We start from the raw sequence: 16,104 nt of genomic DNA, 5'->3' as shown, positions 1-16,104 counted from the left end.
AATTTCTCAACGTGGTAAAATTAAAATAAACTTCAATCAGCAGTAGGTGTTCCGCTATGATGCGCTTATCGATGCAAACGAAAATGACGGGGTTAATCTTTTTTATCGTGGCCTTTTCGTTGTTTTTAGCAAGTATCGTGGTGATTAATAATTTTGTACAGTCAAAAGAAAATGATTTAGAGCAAAGGGCTTTAATCACTTCGAGAACAGTTGCTGAAATGCCTGAAATTCGAGAAAAAATTGAAAAAGATAGTAAGAACATTAATCAAATTGTAGAGCCGATTCGCATTATTCACGGTGCTTATTATGTAGTAGTTATGAATATGAATCATGAACGTTTGTCTCACCCTTTGCAAAGCATGATTGGAAAAATCTCTAAAGGAGATGATGAGGGACAGGCGTTTGCAGAACATACCTATACCGATAAAGCAAAAGGAGAAGGCGGAATGGTCATTCGCTCTTTTGTGCCCGTTGTAAACGATCAGCATGAACAAGTAGGAGTGGTTGTCTCAGGCTATCTTCTTCCGAAATTTACAGAGGTCATTTTAAGTTTAAAAAAAGAAATCTTTCTGATCTCAGGTCTTGCTCTTTTTTTTGGAGGATGGGGAGCGTGGGCGCTTGCATCTCGTATCAAAAAAGAGATGTTTGAGCTTGAACCTCATGAAATTGCTCGTTTGTTCGTAGAACGAACGGAGACCTTTAATGCCATGCATGAAGGAGTCATTGCCATTGATAAAGAGGAGAATATCACTATTTTTAATCATAAAGCGAAAATTATGATGGATGTACCCGATGAGGTAATTGGAAAAAAGATCTATGATGTGATTCCAGATACAAGGCTTCCAGAAATTCTGCAGCTTAATCAGCCTGTTTATAATCGAGAGCTTCAAGTTCGAAATTTGAATATTTTAAGCAATCGTGTGCCGATTAAGGTTAATAATCACACAGTCGGTGCGGTCGCTATTTTTCAAGACAGAACAGAAGTTAAAAAATTAGCCGAAGAGTTAACAGGAGTTAAATCATTTGTAAGCGCTCTTAGAGTTCAAAACCATGAATACATGAATAAACTTCATACGATTGCAGGGCTTATCCAACTTGGAAATAAAGACAAGGCTCTTCAGTATGTTTTTCAAGTGTCTGAACAGCAAGAAGAGCTCACCCAATTTCTTCATAAGCATATTAAAGATGAAAGTATATCGGGATTGCTGTTGAGCAAAGTCAGCCGTGCCAAAGAACTTGGAATTGAGTTAGCTATCGATCGCCACAGCGAGCTTCACTCATTTCCTCCTTACTTAGATCATCATGATTTTGTGATTATTATTGGTAACTTAATTGAGAACGCTTTTGATTCGTATCAACATATGGAGCGTCGTGAACGGAAGATCTATATAAGTATGGAACAAAATGACGGCATTCTTTCTATACTAGTTGAAGATAACGGGTGTGGCATGAATGAGGATCAAGTAGAGAGAATCTTTGATGAAGGTTTTTCAACCAAAGCAAAGGAAAATAGAGGAATTGGTTTGCATTTAGTAAAACAAATTGTTGAAAAAGGAAACGGTCAGATCGAAGTAGAGTCAGAATTAGATGTTGGAACGACTTTTATCATTACATTCTTTTTATAGGGGGAGTGGGAAATGAACAAAAAAGAATGGACGGTGCTTCTCATAGAAGACGATCCTATGGTACAAGAAGTGAACCGCCAATTTATTGAACAAGTTGAAGGATTCATCGTTATCGCTGCAGCTTCGAATGGTTTAGAGGGGGTACAGCTCATTAAACAGCATCAGCCTGATTTAACGATTATTGATATGTATATGCCTAGTCAAGATGGCTTAACTACCTTACAGCAAATTCGAGCAAATGGCTATAAAACAGATGTGATAGCAGTTACGGCTGCAAGTGATATTGAAACCGTACGGAAAGTTCTTCAATACGGCGCGGTAGATTATATTATGAAACCGTTCAAGTTTGAACGAATGAAGCAAGCGCTTGAGCAGTATCGTTCGTTTCAAGATAAAATAAGTCAAAAAGAACATATTACTCAGTCTGAATTAGATTCTATGCTGTTTCAGCAATTTGAAGAAAAAGCCGATTTGCTTCCAAAAGGGCTAAATGCGGTTACGCTAAGGAGGATACAACAATATCTTTCCGAACAAAATCATCCAATTTCTGCTGAAGAAGTGGCGGACGGCGTAGGAATTGCGCGTGTTACAGCAAGAAGGTATTTAGAGTTTTTAGAACAGGAAAACGAGCTGAAATTATCAGTTGAATACGGGAGAGTAGGGAGACCTATTAATCGCTATATGTTAAAAATAAATTAAATGATACAAAACAGCTTTTATTTGGAAAAGCTGTTTTTTTGCGTTAGAAAGTATATCTTTTTCTCTCCTAGAACAAATTAAGGTATACAGTTTTCGATATCCAAAGAATATTTCGTGCGGTCATTAATTCATAAAATGTCCCTGAAAAAGGATTAATGGCGGAAAAATTGGGGAATATGCACTTTGACATTTAATTTTAGCACAGGAAGGTTTTGAAACATGGACATATTTTTAGCTGTCTTACCAGCCATATTTTGGGGAAGCATTGTGCTTTTCAATGTGAAACTAGGCGGAGGACCTTATAGTCAAACGCTTGGAACCACATTGGGAGCTTTGATTTTCTCCATCGGTATTTATATTTTTGTACACCCTACGCTTACACCTTTAATCTTTGGGGTTGGAGTTGTATCGGGGCTATTTTGGGCAGTTGGACAAAGTAATCAGCTGAAAAGTATTGATTTAATTGGAGTTTCTAAAACGATGCCTATTTCAACTGGGCTTCAATTAGTTTCCACTTCATTATTTGGAGTAATTGTGTTTCACGAGTGGTCTACAAAAACTTCAATCATTCTTGGTGTGCTCGCTCTTATCTTTATTATTGTAGGGATTGTTTTAGCATCACTTCAAAGCAAAGAAGAGAAAGAGGCTGAAGAAGGAAAAGGAAACTTCAAAAAAGGAATTGTTATTTTATTAATTTCAACCGTTGGTTATTTAGTTTATGTTGTAGTAGCCCGTCTATTTAATGTAGACGGATGGTCGGCTTTATTACCTCAAGCAATTGGTATGGTTATTGGAGGAGTATTGCTGACGTTTAAGCATAAGCCATTTAATAAATATGCAATTCGCAACATTATCCCAGGTCTTATTTGGGCCGCTGGTAATATGTTTTTATTCATCTCACAACCTAAAGTAGGCGTAGCGACAAGCTTTTCGCTTTCTCAAATGGGAATCGTCATTTCAACATTAGGCGGGATCATCATTTTGGGTGAGAAGAAAACGAAGCGTCAGCTAGTTGGGATTATTATCGGGATTATACTGATCATCATAGCAGGAGTCATGTTAGGGCTCGCCAAAAGCTAACTAGGAGGTTATTAACAATGTATAAAGATTTAGAAGGAAAAGTAGTTGTCATAACAGGTTCATCTACCGGTTTAGGAAAAGCAATGGCGATTCGTTTTGCGACAGAAAAAGCTAAAGTAGTTGTGAATTATCGTTCGAAAGAAGAAGAAGCTAACAGCGTTTTAGAAGAAATTAAAAAAGTCGGCGGAGAGGCAATTGCGGTTAAAGGTGACGTAACAGTTGAGTCTGACGTGATCAATTTAGTTCAATCTGCTATTAAAGAATTTGGAAAGTTAGACGTTATGATTAATAACGCAGGAATGGAAAATCCGGTTTCATCTCATGAAATGTCTTTAAGCGATTGGAATAAAGTAATTGATACGAACTTAACGGGAGCATTTTTAGGCAGCCGTGAAGCGATTAAATATTTTGTGGAAAATGATATTAAGGGAACAGTTATTAACATGTCGAGTGTTCACGAGAAAATTCCTTGGCCATTATTTGTTCATTACGCAGCAAGTAAAGGCGGAATGAAGCTCATGACCGAAACACTTGCATTAGAATACGCTCCAAAAGGTATTCGTGTAAATAACATTGGACCGGGAGCGATTAATACACCGATTAACGCTGAGAAATTTGCTGATCCTGAGCAGCGTGCAGATGTAGAAAGCATGATTCCAATGGGATACATTGGAGAGCCGGAAGAAATTGCAGCGGTTGCTGCATGGCTAGCTTCTTCAGAGGCAAGTTATGTAACAGGGATTACGCTCTTTGCTGACGGCGGTATGACACAGTACCCATCATTCCAAGCAGGACGAGGATAAGAAAAAACGCACTCTATAATAGAGTGCGTTTTTTAGTTTTCCTGAGCTTTTTTTTGGTTCTTAGGAGCTGACTGGTGTTGAATTCGTAAAAAAAGCAAAATCAAAACGATGCAGCCAGTGATGCTGTACATCCCAAGAATAAGCGGCTGCTGTGTATCTGTTCCAGAAGTAATGCCGTGATACAGTGCGAGCAAATAGCCTGGAAAAGCAAGAAAATGAATGGCTTTCCAAGTTTTTCTCCCCAGCTGTTTTATAAAATCGGATGTAATAATCAGTACGAATAAAATGTAGAGTGAAATAGTACCAAGATCTGTGCTAATTGGTTTGTAATCGGAGGTGAATGGAATTAAAATATCAGAAAGTGGAAAGTGAATCGATTGATCAAATGATAAAACAAGTCCGTGAATCATGCCAAATAATAACCCGAACCACCCTGATGATTGATGAACCAGCAAGAACTGTTTTTTTCGTTTTGGTTTAAAAAACGAAAAGCTGTGAGAAATGCCAGCGGCAACCGATACAAACATTAGTAAATAAGAAGTTAAGCCGGCTGCCCGAATGGTATTCCAAACGGGAAAGTGGGCACTAAATTGCGCGAGGAGAGTAGCCATAGTGGTATACCTGACCTTTCGCATTTTTTTCGATTAACACCTTGCCTTCTTTTGTAACCGCAATTACCTCTAAAGAAGGGTGATGCATTTTAGCTAATCTTAATCCGGCGTCCCATCCGAGAATAAGCATGCATTTTGCATAGACTTCAGAAACGGTCAAGTCTTCTGAAACAACCGTTGCTTGCAGAAGCTCTGATGAACTAGGCTTGCTGATTCTGCCGTCAATAATATGATGGTGAGTGTGTCCGTTTACTTTCCACAATCGCCTGCCCACACTGCTTGTGGCAATGCCACTGTTGCTCTTTACTTTAATGCTCATGAGATTTTTTGATAAATCAAATGGATGAGAGAGCGCGATAGACCAGTGCTTGCTAGCAGGCCCCCACGTTACAATATCACCGCCTCCATCGATTGCCCCAAGTGAAGTTCCTTTTTTCTTTAATTGATTCGCCATTTGCTGAATGCTCCAACCTTTTGCGATTCCGCCTAAATCCAGACCGACATTAGAAGCAAGCTGAATACTTCTCATTCCTTTATGAATCATAATAGGGTTAACAGCATCAAAAGCTGCTACTTCTTGAGGAAGCTGATTGTTAGGCAGTTGTTCAAAACTTTGGTCATATCCTAGAGTTTGAATAGAATGATACAGAAATGGGTTGAAAATTCCGTTTGTCTCATTGTAATAGTAAGAGGCTGTTTTTACAGCTTCATACAACATTTTTGACGGTAAAAATAATCTTCCGTTCAGCGAATTAAGCTGTGAAAGCTCGCTTGTTGGAAGAAAGCGGCTTAGCGTTTCTTCTACAAGATAACACCAGCTCTCCACTTTTTGGCTGACAGGTGTTTCAAGCTGGTATACGTTAAATGTAGTATTCATTGCTTTAAATGAGTAGCTCATTACATCACATCCTTAAGAAGGTCTTGACTGCATAGAAGAATCATCGTTATTGCCCCAATTATCCTGACTATTTCCGGAATCATCATTAGACCACTGATCTTGCTGGCTACTTGAATCATCGTCTGACCATTGACCACTTTGTTCACTAGAACTGTCATTTGACCATTGATCTTGCCCGTTAGTTCCATTGTCCATATTGGAGTCGGATCCTGAATCTGGAAATAGGTCCGTCTCATCTTCCGTTTGAGTTTGAGATGAATTATCGGCTGATGTATCGTTATTTAGTGCTGTAGCTGTTGAATTTGTTTGATCATATTTTTGAGACAGTCCTACAAAAGTGGTAAATGCAGCAACGCTCGATAAACCAACCATCCATTTTGTCCATTTATTAGCTGCCATTGATATGCTCCTTTTATCTTTCATATTTTGCAACTGAACACTGAAGAAAAACTGCAGTGGAAGGTAACATTCATCGTTCAATTGTTATAGTTCAATATAGACAGAAAAAATGAAAAAATAGTGAAATAGATGTAGGTTGGATTATTTTTGTAGGAAATTCAGTGAATTATTAGATTAAAAAAGGGTTGTTCTTTTTAGAACAACCCTTTTTTAATCAGCGATAAATCTTACTAATTGATACGTAATAAACCGTTAACTGCACAAGAGAAAGAAGCAAAAGAACGGCAATGGGATAGAAGCTAAAAGAATTAGGCAACAGCGGATAAAAAGCTATTAATATAGCACCTATAGGAATAGAAAATAGGAGAAAAACAAAGGCTTTTTTACAAGCTTCTGCTGTTATCATCTTTTCACGTTCATCTTCTTCTGCAAATTCAAAAGGAAATAATAAAGGCAAAACGTTCTTCGTCTTTTTACGCGCGCGGTAGTAAAAAAATGAGACAATTAAAAGGACAATTAAAGAAGCAAAAGAGCCTATAGACATAGTAATTTCCCACGGGGGTTCAGGGTCGGTCATAACTTCACTAAATTGAATATTTAGGCTTAAAAAATCATATAAAAACCACCCTACGCATAACAGAGACACTACATTCAATAAATAAGATTTAATAACATTACTCAATATTTTTCTCCTCCTTTTGAAGTCTAAAAACATCTTCCATTTTTAATTGAAAGACATCACAAATTGTTAAACCAAGTAGTAGGGAGGGAACGTAATTTCCCTTTTCAATAGCTGCAATGGTTTGGCGAGTGGCTCCAACTTTTTCAGCTAAATCTCCTTGTGTATATCCATGTTTAGCTCTAAGCTCTTTTACGTGATTAATAAGAGTCAATATGATCACCCGCTGCCTTTTTAATAAATTTGTTAAGTTGATTTAACATTATGTAAAGTTAATTTAACACCAATGGGATGATTTTTCAATAAGTAATGGATAAAAAATACAAAAAAGATCCTAGAAGAATTCTTCAGGATCTTTTTTGTTAATAAATTTCTTTAATGCCAGACAAACGAATGGAAAAAATGTTTTGTTTTTCATCTCGTAGGGAGAGGGTTTGGTCGGTTAGGTTTAAATTTTGGATTTTTCCTTTGAAGGTTTGAAGCAGGCCATTTTCGTAATAATTCACGGTTACATGTTTGTTTTTCTTTAGCGCTTTTAAAATCATTTATTCATCTCCTTTCATGTGTGCATCTGTTATGAAAAGAAAGCTGTGGCTTAAGCATAGGAATTTGGAGAATGCTCAAGGCAGAATTATTATTATACAGCAAGATGAGAATAGTTTGTAGATAAATTGTGAAAAAATGCACAAGTTTGCAGTACGGGTGTTGCAACAGAATACAGTATATGAGGGGAGAAGGGGTTTTATGATAAAAAAAGGTGATTTTAGTTTATTTATTTGTGGGTATTAGGTAAACTAGTAGATGAATTTAAAGAATCTATCTATAGTTGTGAAGGCTAGGATTTCATTTAATTTTCATTTTCTATGAGTATAATGATAAAGGTTTTCTATATGTTCTTTGTGAATCTACTCATAAACTAATCGAGAAAGGAAAATCAAAATGAAGCGAATCGTTTCTAAGCCGCTGCACTATTTCATATTAGCCGCTGTTTTAATGTGGATAAAGTCGTACGTGGCTTATAAAACTGAATTTAACTTAGGCGTAAGCGGCGTAATGCAGCAAATACTGCTGTTCATAAACCCTGTGAGTTCAGTGCTGATTTTTTTAGGAATCGGCTTATTTTTTAAAGGAAAGAAAGCAGGAGCTTGGATCCTTGCAGGCAGTTTCATTATGACGCTGCTGTTATACAGCAACGTTCTCTATTATCGTTTTTTTAACGATTTTGTAACGCTTCCTACACTGTTGCAAACAAGTAATGCAGGAAGTATGGGCGGAAGCATTATGGATTTATTAAAAGCACATGATGTTTTTTATTTTGTTGATTTTATTATTTATTTTTTCTTCTTTTTTAGTAAAAAAATTGACTGGCATAATGAAAAAGTATCGGTTAAGAATGCTGTAACCATTCTTTCTTTAGGATTTATGGTTTTTTCTGTAAATTTAACATTAGCAGAAATTGATCGCCCGCAGCTTCTATCTCGAACTTTTGACCGCAATTATCTAGTGAAGTATTTAGGCGCCTATAATTATACGATGTATGACGGTGTTCAGACTGCTCAAAACTCTAAACAGCGAGCTTTTGCAAGCAGCAATGATTTAACAAACGTCGTTAATTTTAAAAACAGTCATTATGCGGAGCCTAATTCCGTTTATTTTGGAAAAGCTAAAGGGAAAAATATTATTAAAATTCATTTGGAATCATTTCAGTCTTTTTTAATTGATTACAAATTAAATGGCCAGGAAGTGACACCTTTCTTAAATTCGTTGGCCCATGGAAATGACTTTACGTATTTTGATAACTTCTTTCATCAAACGGGACAAGGAAAAACATCAGATGCTGAGCTGATGATGGACAACTCTCTATACGGCCTTCCTCAAGGTTCTGCCTTTGTACTGAAAGGAAGCAATACGTATCAGGCAGCACCAGCTATTTTGGATCAAAAAGCTGGCTATACGAGCGCTGTGCTGCACGGAGACTATAAGACGTTTTGGAACCGTAACGAAATTTACAAGCAGTTCGGTGTGGATAAGTTCTTTGATGCAAGTTATTACAATATGACGGGTGAAAATAAAATTAATTATGGTTTAAAAGACAAACCGTTCTTTAAAGAATCTGTTCCAATGCTGCAGTCTTTACCGCAGCCGTTCTATGCGCATTTAATTACGTTAACAAATCACTTTCCATTTTTACTTGGAAACAATGAGGCAAGCATACAGCCGGCTAACACGGGCGATGCAACAGTTGACCGTTATTTCCAAACGGCTCGTTATTTAGACGAATCATTGCAATCTTTCTTCCAAGAACTGAAAGCTTCTGGGCTTTATGATAATTCTGTGATTATGATTTATGGAGATCACTACGGTATTTCTGAAAATCATAATGCGGCAATGGAAAAAGTAATGGGAAAAGAAATTACCCCTTATGAAAATGCTCAGCTGCAGCGTGTACCTCTATTCATTCACGTTCCTGGAGTGAAAGGCGGAGTTAATCATACGTACGGTGGAGAAATTGACGTTGTGCCAACTCTTCTTCATTTAGTAGGGATTGACAGCAAAGAGTTTATCCAATTTGGCACAGATTTATTTTCTAAGGATCATGATGATGTAGTGGCATTCCGCAATGGCAACTACGTATCTCCTAAATATACATTAGTGGATGGAACGTATTATGATTCTAAGACGGGCCAAGCCCTTAAAGAAAATAATCAAATGAAAGCTTATAAACAGAAGGTAGCAAAAGAACTGGAGTTATCTGATCAAGTGCTTTATGGAGACTTGCTTCGTTTCCACAAGCTGAAGGATTTTCAAACAGTCGACCCTTCAAAATATATGTACGGGAAAGAAGAAACAGAAACATCAGCTAAATAAAGCTAAAATCAAAAGAACATGATGACTTCTGCAAAGCAGAATGAACATCATGTTCTTTTTTACTGTAAACTATTCATCAATAAATTTCTTTAATTCCCGATAAGCGAATAGAGAAAGTATTTTGCTGTTCATCTTTTAATGAAAGCGTTTGGTCCGTTAAATCTAGGCGCTGTACTTTTCCTTTAAACGTTTGAAGCAAACCGTTTTTATAATAGTTAATTGTAACGGCCCCGTTTTTTCTTAATGCTTTTAAAATCATCTTCAAAACTCCTTCCATATTTAAAATGTTTATGATTAACGAGCTGTAACATTCATTTTCATTTGCATATTTTTATTATACACAAAAATAGAAAGCGTTTTCACTTAAAGTTTGAACACTTTGTGAAAACTTTAACAGAGAATGTGACAAATACATACAGAAACTAATTTATTTGTCGTATTCATCATAAAACACATTTATGAAAGGAGTGTTAAGAACGTGTTAAAACTTTATGGATGGAAGAATATTATAAAATATCGTTTGAAATGTCGTAGTGAATCCATTCATCGTTTGTTACATTTCCGCCCATTTTTCTGTAAAGCATTTGGGCTCTTGTGTTATCATAAGCCGTTTCCCAAGACATAGTTGCATACTGATGTTCTTTTGTATACTGGTGACTAGTCGAAAATAACTTTTCTCCAATTTTTTGTCCTCTTGCTTTTTCAGTAACGTACAAGTCATTTAAAATCGCTACAGGCTTTACACGCGTGGTGCTAAATGTAAAATAAAGCGTCGAAAAACCTACTGCTTCGTCATTTTGAGTCGCGATAAACTGAACGCCAGCATCCGGATGCTGAAATAAGTGATTAATTAAATTTCTCAGCTGCTTTTTGGTAGGCTGAGGGCGCTTGTAAAAATCAACAATGTATTCGTTCATTAATGAAATAAGTGCTTCCATGTCAGCGGCATTAGCTTGACGAATTGTAATAGTAGTCATTAAATCTTCTCCTTTTTAATCAGATGATCTACACTTATAGTAAAAGAAATGTATCCCCTCTAAAAGAGCCAGATTTGAAAAATAAAATAGGGACAGATGAAAGGAGCTAGCGTGAAGTTCACACCTTTATTAAACCGCAAAGATGATATGCCTTTGTATCACCAGCTATATGAATATATAAAAAAAGAAATTGTATCCAGCAGGGTAGAAGTGAATGACAAACTGCCTTCTATCCGGTCTTTTGCTGATTACTTAAACGTAAGTCGAAATACTGTAGATATGGCCTATCAGCAGCTTTTAGCTGAAGGGTATGTAGAAAGCAGGCCCAAAAGTGGACTGTACGTAACGAATACACAGTTTGATTTACTGCAAACAGATAGAAAGCCGACTGTATTTTTACATCCTCACTCAGAAACAAAGTCGTGTACCTATGATTTTCGGTATGGAAAAGTTGATAACCGTTTGTTTCCCTTGGATGAGTGGAAAAAACGATACAATGAAAGTCTTCAAACTTATAGAGAATCTCTGTTTACTTACCAAGAAAGTCAAGGAGAAGAATCACTACGAGAAGAAATTGCGACGTACCTTTATCAATCAAGAGGAGTGGTTTGTTCAAAACATCAAATTATTATTGGAGCAGGTACGCAGCAATCACTCAGTTTACTAGCGCAGATGCTAAAACCAAGCATCTGGGACATTGCCTTTGAAAACCCTTGTTATGACGGGGCTAGCTTTGTATTTAAGCAGCATGGATTTTCCTTAAAACCCGTGTCGCTTAATAACAAAGGGATAAACATCCAAGAGCTTTATGATAGCCTAGCACGAGCTGTTTATGTCACACCATCTCATCAGTTTCCATACGGAATGATCATGCCTGTTTCAAGAAGAATAGAGCTTCTTAAATGGGCGAATGATCGCAACGGATTTATTATTGAAGATGATTATGACGGAGAATTTCGTTATAAAGGCTCTCCCATCCCTTCATTGCAAAGCTTAGACACTGAGGGGCGCGTCATTTATACAGGTACATTTTCAAAATCTTTTATGCCTTCTTTAAGAATCAGCTACCTTGTATTACCTGAAGTTCTTCTAAAGGAATATCATGAACGCTTCTCTTTATACGAGCAAGCTGTTCCAACTCTCCATCAGCGGACGCTCGGGCTGATGATGAAAAATGGAGAGTGGAGTAAGCATTTAAGAAGAGTAAGAACTGCTTATCAACTGAAACACAGTACTCTTTTAGCAGCTTTACAGAAGGAGTTTAACAAAAACATCACGTTGTCAGGAGAATCTGCAGGTTTGCATATACTTATACGCGTGCACAACGATATGAACGAACAGCAATTAATTAACGCAGCTCGAAAGCAAGATGTCTCTGTCTACGGTACCTCTCGTTATTTGCTTACGGAAGTACCTAAACAAAAGCCTCATGTTTTGTTAGGCTTCGGAAGTTTGGGGAGAGAAGAAATAGAAGAAGGAATAAAACGATTAAAAAAAGCTTGGTTATAAATCCATGCTCGTTTTTTCGGTTTCTTGACAAAAGTTGCCTAGTCCTTTAGACTTTTTTGCATATATTTTAAATTATCTGAAAGGAGGATAGGGTAATCGAAGCTAACTGCTAGTGGACAACCCTAGATTAAACAATGAATCCTATCCAACAAATTTTACATACATTTCCTGTGATTGTACTAGATGGTGCAATGGCAACTGAACTGGAGAGATATGGCTGTGATCTAAACGACAGCTTATGGTCTGCTAAAGTGCTGATGGAGCAGCCAGAATTGATTAAGAGAGTGCATCAAGATTACTTTTCAGCAGGAGCTGACTGTGCGATTACAGCAAGTTATCAAAGCACATTTGAAGGTTTTTCTAAACGTGGTTTGAGTGAAGCAGAGGCTCGCGAGTTAATTCAAGCATCTGTAAAAATTGCGGCTGAAGCAAGAGATGAATTTTGGCAGCAAGAAGAGAATCGTCTTAATCGCCCAAAACCAATTGTCGCCGCTTCGGTAGGGCCTTACGGAGCATTTTTAGCAAACGGATCGGAATATACTGGACAGTATGACGTAACAGAAGAAGAGTTAATGGAATTTCATCGTCCTCGTATGAAAGCATTAATTGAAGCAGGAGCAGACGTATTAGCTTGTGAAACTATTCCTAATGTAATGGAAGCAAGAGCCATTGCGAGGCTGCTAGAAGAGTTTGAAGGAGCGTACGCATGGATTACGTTCAGCGCAAAAGATGACCTGCACATTAGCAGCGGAACATTAATCTCGGAGTGTGCACGCTATCTGGATTCCTATGAGCAAGTAGCGGCTCTTGGAGTTAACTGTACGCCGCCTCAATATATTTCTTCACTTATTAAAGAAATTAAATCTCAAACGGGTAAGCCAGTCATTGTGTATCCAAATTCAGGGGAGCATTATGATGCTGAATCTAAAACATGGAACGGGATATCTGCAGGCGAAACGTATGGCTGCAGCGCTCACAGCTGGTATGAAGCAGGTGCTCAGTTAATCGGAGGGTGCTGTCGTACAACTCCAGATGATATCAAAGGCATTACAAAATGGGCTAGAAAATAACGGATTAAAAGAAAGAGAATGTGAGAAAAGTTGTTTCGCTAACGTTAAACACGAACGATCTATCAAAAATAGATCGTTCGTGTTTTTTATGGTCATGGTGAACGTAGGTTTCGTGTGGGCAGGTCCTTCTAGCTGTTACACGGAAATCAACAAAGGTGTCATAAGCAGTTCAGCTCATTTATCCCCATTTTCTGTCTTTAGATTAGATTCATTTTATTATGTCCCAATCTTTTTTTCTTGTAAAATAAAAGAATACAAGTTGAAAAATCTTTATTTGAACGAAAGAAGGGATGATGAAAGTGAAAGATATTAAAAATATTTATTGTGTAGGGCGGAACTACGCACTGCATGCAAAAGAATTACATAATGATATTCCAACATCACCTTTTTTATTTTCCAAACCTACTCACGCTCTCGTTGAAGCAGCTGGACAATCAATCACTCTTCCTAGCGACCAAGGAGAGGTGCACTTTGAAACTGAACTGATTCTTCATATTGGACAATCTTACAAAGAGGGCATAACAGTAGATGAACTTGTTGACGAGATGACGATTGGATTAGACTTGACCCTTCGAGACGTGCAGAGCGAATTAAAACAAAAAAAGCACCCTTGGCTGCTTGCAAAAGGGTTCAAACGTTCAGCAGTCGTGGGAAACTTTATTCCATTTGAAGGAGTAGAAGCATCTAAGAAGAAAGACTTTTCGTTAGTGAAAAACAATGAACGCGTGCAGCTGGGGAATATTAAAGATTTGATTTTTGACTTACAAACGATTATTGATTTTACAGGAAAACATTTTGGTCTTGATAAAGGAGATCTTATTTTTACAGGGACACCTGAGGGAGTAGGTCCGCTTACTCATCATGATGAGCTTTCACTTAAATGGGGACAGCAAGAGCTTGGTTCTTGCATCATTTCCTTTCGTTAACAAAAAGAAGCTGAAACAAAAGTAGTTTAGTTGAAGGAAGATCCGAACGATGAATTGAGATTCTTGATAGAGAATCCAACTCGTTCGGATCTTTTATTGTGATGGTGAACGTAGATTGTATATATTTGCTTCTAGCTGTTGATTAGAGGGTAAGGCGAAGACTCCGGGAGGAAAGTGGAGTGGCTGAGACCCCGCAGAAGGGTAAGTGAAGTTTTGCACGAAAATCAACAGCGGTGTACCACGCAGTCCAAATCATTTATCCTATTTGTTCGTATTTAGTTTGGCTTGCTTTCGTTATGCCTCAATCTCTTTTTCTGCGAAGTCTTAATTTTTTAGCCTTCAGAATGAATTTAATATCCAATGGGAAAGCTGTTTCTATCTCCTATAGAAAACGAGGTCCTCAGCATGGTGCTCTTAATCCTTACAACGGTGATTTCTATTTTGAGTGTACTAGTTATGCCAAAACGTATCAGCTGGATAGAAATGTACACAACTTCTTTGTTTGTTATGTTTTTAGGATCGGTAGCAGATATATATCTTGATGTTAAATATGATCTTTATGGATTCTTCACAAAAGGAGTAGATTTTGAATATCTTTTAATTTTTATTTTTGTTTATCCTGCAACGAATAGTGTGTTTTTAAATTTTTATCCACAGAGCAAGAGTTTGGCTAAAAAAGCTTTATATATTACAGTGTGGGTAATTCTTACAACCCTGTTTGAATACATTTCTGCCCAAACAGAAGTGTTTTATTATAACGAATGGAAGACGCTATACTCGTTTTTTTGCTATCCTTTTCTTTATATAGCAATGGTTTTAAATTTAAAAATGATACGGAGGCTTCAGATTATCGATAAACAAAAATAGAAATAAAAAAAAGTAATGATAAATCATAAAAAAATGATATTTTATTAATGGCTACATATGTAATATAGTAAAAATAGAAAATAAACGAAGCAGCATATAAGCAGGGTTAAAAAACATCAAAACGGGAATCTTGACATTAACTTCATGTTTTTAACCATGTATTGTGAATGAATATACTTATTGCTAAATAATATGTTGTAGAAGGAATTTAGCAAAGGAGGCAAGAAGATGTTTAAGCGTAGTGAAAAAATCCAAATTCATGGCGTAACGTTTCATGGAGTCATGAGTGCGAAGCAAAAAGCCGCCCTGCAGGAAATTGCTAATGTAACAGACGAAAAAGACTGGGATGGGCTAAAAGGTGTGTATTGCTTAGGCAGTGTAAAAGTGCAAGGGAAAGATGTGCTAGGCGTGTACTATGGCCAATTTAATGATAACCTTCCAAAAGATAAGCGCAAACTTCAGTTTGAAATTGACTATATTAAATATACAGTAACGGAATGTCCTATTGTCTTTATCGATACAACAAAAAATAAAAAGCCTCATCAATTTGCTTTTATCATTCTGCATGAATTAGGCCATCATGTGGATCGTATGACAAATGGAACGCTTTTAAAAGAAGGAAATAGAACGCAAGAAATGTTTGCTAATACGTATGCTTTAGAGAAATATTCAAAAATAGAAAAGTTCCAAACAAAGAAGTTGAAAAACATTCCATTTTTAGAGGAGTCTCTTACTCAATGGAATAAAACTCCTCATTCTGGAGCTTATTCTCTTAGAGTTCAAATTGAATAATTCACGAGAATAGTTCCTCTCTCTCCGTTTTTTATTTTCCTATCTTTTTTCCTCTTCCTTTCTTTTATTCTTCCAATGAACAAAAAGGATTTAATTACCCATAAAGTTTTAAAAGTTTTTATAGTACGAATTATTTACACTATACCCTCCTGTAAATTATGATTATTTTAAGAAAAAACAGAAAATTTTAAAGTTTTAAGGTACAACTTAATAGTGAACAAGCGATGTTGTAATCGTATAGACGAACTGGCATACATATGCGAGTCATACATACAAACGAATCGCTTCCACTGTTATGAAA

The 16,104-nt window shown here is 36.8% G+C and carries 18 protein-coding genes; 10 read left to right on the top strand and 8 right to left on the bottom strand.

The window, feature by feature from the left end; genetic code table 11:
• Positions 1-56: 56 nt before the first annotated feature.
• The 4 genes from ACFX4G_RS13620 to gdh all read left to right on the top strand — a co-directional run bounded on the left by ACFX4G_RS13620 (position 57) and on the right by gdh (position 4,207).
• Positions 57-1,625: an ATP-binding protein gene (locus tag ACFX4G_RS13620; RefSeq protein ID WP_029324833.1), complete on the top strand. Its 1,569-nt coding sequence runs from the start codon at positions 57-59 to the stop codon at positions 1,623-1,625.
• Between the two features lie 12 nt (positions 1,626-1,637).
• Complete coding sequence (locus tag ACFX4G_RS13615; protein ID WP_377575280.1) at positions 1,638-2,324, top strand: response regulator; 687 nt, start codon at positions 1,638-1,640, stop codon at positions 2,322-2,324.
• 219 nt (positions 2,325-2,543) lie between these two features.
• The gene (locus ACFX4G_RS13610) at positions 2,544-3,404 is read left to right on the top strand and encodes a RhaT/GlcU family sugar-proton symporter (protein ID WP_028407570.1); all 861 of its coding nucleotides are present in this window, start codon (positions 2,544-2,546) and stop codon (positions 3,402-3,404) included.
• 17 nt (positions 3,405-3,421) lie between these two features.
• Positions 3,422-4,207: a glucose 1-dehydrogenase gene (gene gdh, locus ACFX4G_RS13605; RefSeq protein ID WP_013055546.1), complete on the top strand. Its 786-nt coding sequence runs from the start codon at positions 3,422-3,424 to the stop codon at positions 4,205-4,207.
• A 32-nt stretch (positions 4,208-4,239) separates the two neighbouring features.
• On the opposite strand, the gene ACFX4G_RS13600 is transcribed toward gdh, so the two are convergent.
• The 6 genes from ACFX4G_RS13600 to ACFX4G_RS13575 form a co-directional block, all read right to left on the bottom strand.
• Positions 4,240-4,818 (bottom strand): ferric reductase-like transmembrane domain-containing protein, encoded by a 579-nt coding sequence (locus ACFX4G_RS13600; protein ID WP_377575277.1) that lies wholly within the window; start codon positions 4,816-4,818, stop codon positions 4,240-4,242.
• Complete coding sequence (locus tag ACFX4G_RS13595; protein WP_063670599.1) at positions 4,793-5,716, bottom strand: FAD:protein FMN transferase; 924 nt, start codon at positions 5,714-5,716, stop codon at positions 4,793-4,795. The genes ACFX4G_RS13600 and ACFX4G_RS13595 overlap by 26 nt, the downstream gene beginning before the upstream one ends.
• A gap of 12 nt (positions 5,717-5,728) precedes the next feature.
• Positions 5,729-6,115, bottom strand: coding sequence for a hypothetical protein (locus tag ACFX4G_RS13590; RefSeq protein WP_013055549.1), 387 nt, complete (start codon positions 6,113-6,115; stop codon positions 5,729-5,731).
• 214 nt (positions 6,116-6,329) lie between these two features.
• Complete coding sequence (locus tag ACFX4G_RS13585) at positions 6,330-6,797, bottom strand: DUF2178 domain-containing protein (RefSeq protein ID WP_377575274.1); 468 nt, start codon at positions 6,795-6,797, stop codon at positions 6,330-6,332.
• Positions 6,790-7,008 carry a helix-turn-helix transcriptional regulator gene (locus ACFX4G_RS13580; RefSeq protein ID WP_013055551.1) on the bottom strand — a complete coding sequence of 73 codons (219 nt, stop codon included), beginning with the start codon at positions 7,006-7,008 and terminating at the stop codon, positions 6,790-6,792. The genes ACFX4G_RS13585 and ACFX4G_RS13580 overlap by 8 nt, the downstream gene beginning before the upstream one ends.
• A 148-nt stretch (positions 7,009-7,156) precedes the next feature.
• On the bottom strand, positions 7,157-7,339 hold the full coding sequence (locus ACFX4G_RS13575) for a YolD-like family protein (protein WP_013081871.1): 183 nt from the start codon (positions 7,337-7,339) through the stop codon (positions 7,157-7,159).
• Positions 7,340-7,733: 394 nt separating this feature from the next.
• On the opposite strand from ACFX4G_RS13575, the gene ltaS reads away from it, so the two are divergent.
• Complete coding sequence (ltaS, locus tag ACFX4G_RS13570; RefSeq protein ID WP_377575271.1) at positions 7,734-9,662, top strand: lipoteichoic acid synthase; 1,929 nt, start codon at positions 7,734-7,736, stop codon at positions 9,660-9,662.
• A 76-nt stretch (positions 9,663-9,738) separates the two neighbouring features.
• Here the strand turns inward: ltaS and ACFX4G_RS13565 are convergent, their stop codons facing one another.
• Both ACFX4G_RS13565 and ACFX4G_RS13560 read right to left on the bottom strand, forming a co-directional pair.
• Positions 9,739-9,939, bottom strand: a complete 201-nt coding sequence (locus tag ACFX4G_RS13565; protein WP_074893948.1) for a YolD-like family protein — start codon at positions 9,937-9,939, stop codon at positions 9,739-9,741.
• 229 nt (positions 9,940-10,168) lie between these two features.
• A complete protein-coding gene (locus ACFX4G_RS13560; RefSeq protein WP_043980274.1) occupies positions 10,169-10,639 on the bottom strand; it encodes a GNAT family N-acetyltransferase in 471 nt (156 codons plus the stop codon).
• A 111-nt stretch (positions 10,640-10,750) separates the two neighbouring features.
• Here ACFX4G_RS13560 and pdxR point away from each other — a divergent pair, with 111 nt between their 5' ends.
• The 5 genes from pdxR to ACFX4G_RS13535 all read left to right on the top strand — a co-directional run bounded on the left by pdxR (position 10,751) and on the right by ACFX4G_RS13535 (position 15,803).
• On the top strand, positions 10,751-12,148 hold the full coding sequence (pdxR, locus tag ACFX4G_RS13555) for a MocR-like pyridoxine biosynthesis transcription factor PdxR (protein ID WP_318331003.1): 1,398 nt from the start codon (positions 10,751-10,753) through the stop codon (positions 12,146-12,148).
• Positions 12,149-12,282: 134 nt separating this feature from the next.
• Positions 12,283-13,218 (top strand): homocysteine S-methyltransferase, encoded by a 936-nt coding sequence (mmuM, locus tag ACFX4G_RS13550; RefSeq protein ID WP_377575267.1) that lies wholly within the window; start codon positions 12,283-12,285, stop codon positions 13,216-13,218.
• A gap of 293 nt (positions 13,219-13,511) precedes the next feature.
• On the top strand, positions 13,512-14,144 hold the full coding sequence (locus tag ACFX4G_RS13545) for a fumarylacetoacetate hydrolase family protein (protein ID WP_013081877.1): 633 nt from the start codon (positions 13,512-13,514) through the stop codon (positions 14,142-14,144).
• A gap of 360 nt (positions 14,145-14,504) precedes the next feature.
• The gene (locus ACFX4G_RS13540; protein WP_377575264.1) at positions 14,505-15,011 is read left to right on the top strand and encodes a CBO0543 family protein; all 507 of its coding nucleotides are present in this window, start codon (positions 14,505-14,507) and stop codon (positions 15,009-15,011) included.
• 228 nt (positions 15,012-15,239) lie between these two features.
• Positions 15,240-15,803 carry an ImmA/IrrE family metallo-endopeptidase gene (locus ACFX4G_RS13535; RefSeq protein WP_043980266.1) on the top strand — a complete coding sequence of 188 codons (564 nt, stop codon included), beginning with the start codon at positions 15,240-15,242 and terminating at the stop codon, positions 15,801-15,803.
• Positions 15,804-16,104 lie beyond the last annotated feature (301 nt).

Source organism: Priestia sp. YIM B13486 (assembly GCF_042787865.1).
Lineage (GTDB): Bacteria > Bacillota > Bacilli > Bacillales > Bacillaceae_H > Priestia > Priestia megaterium.
This window is presented reverse-complemented; position numbering and strand designations above follow the sequence as displayed.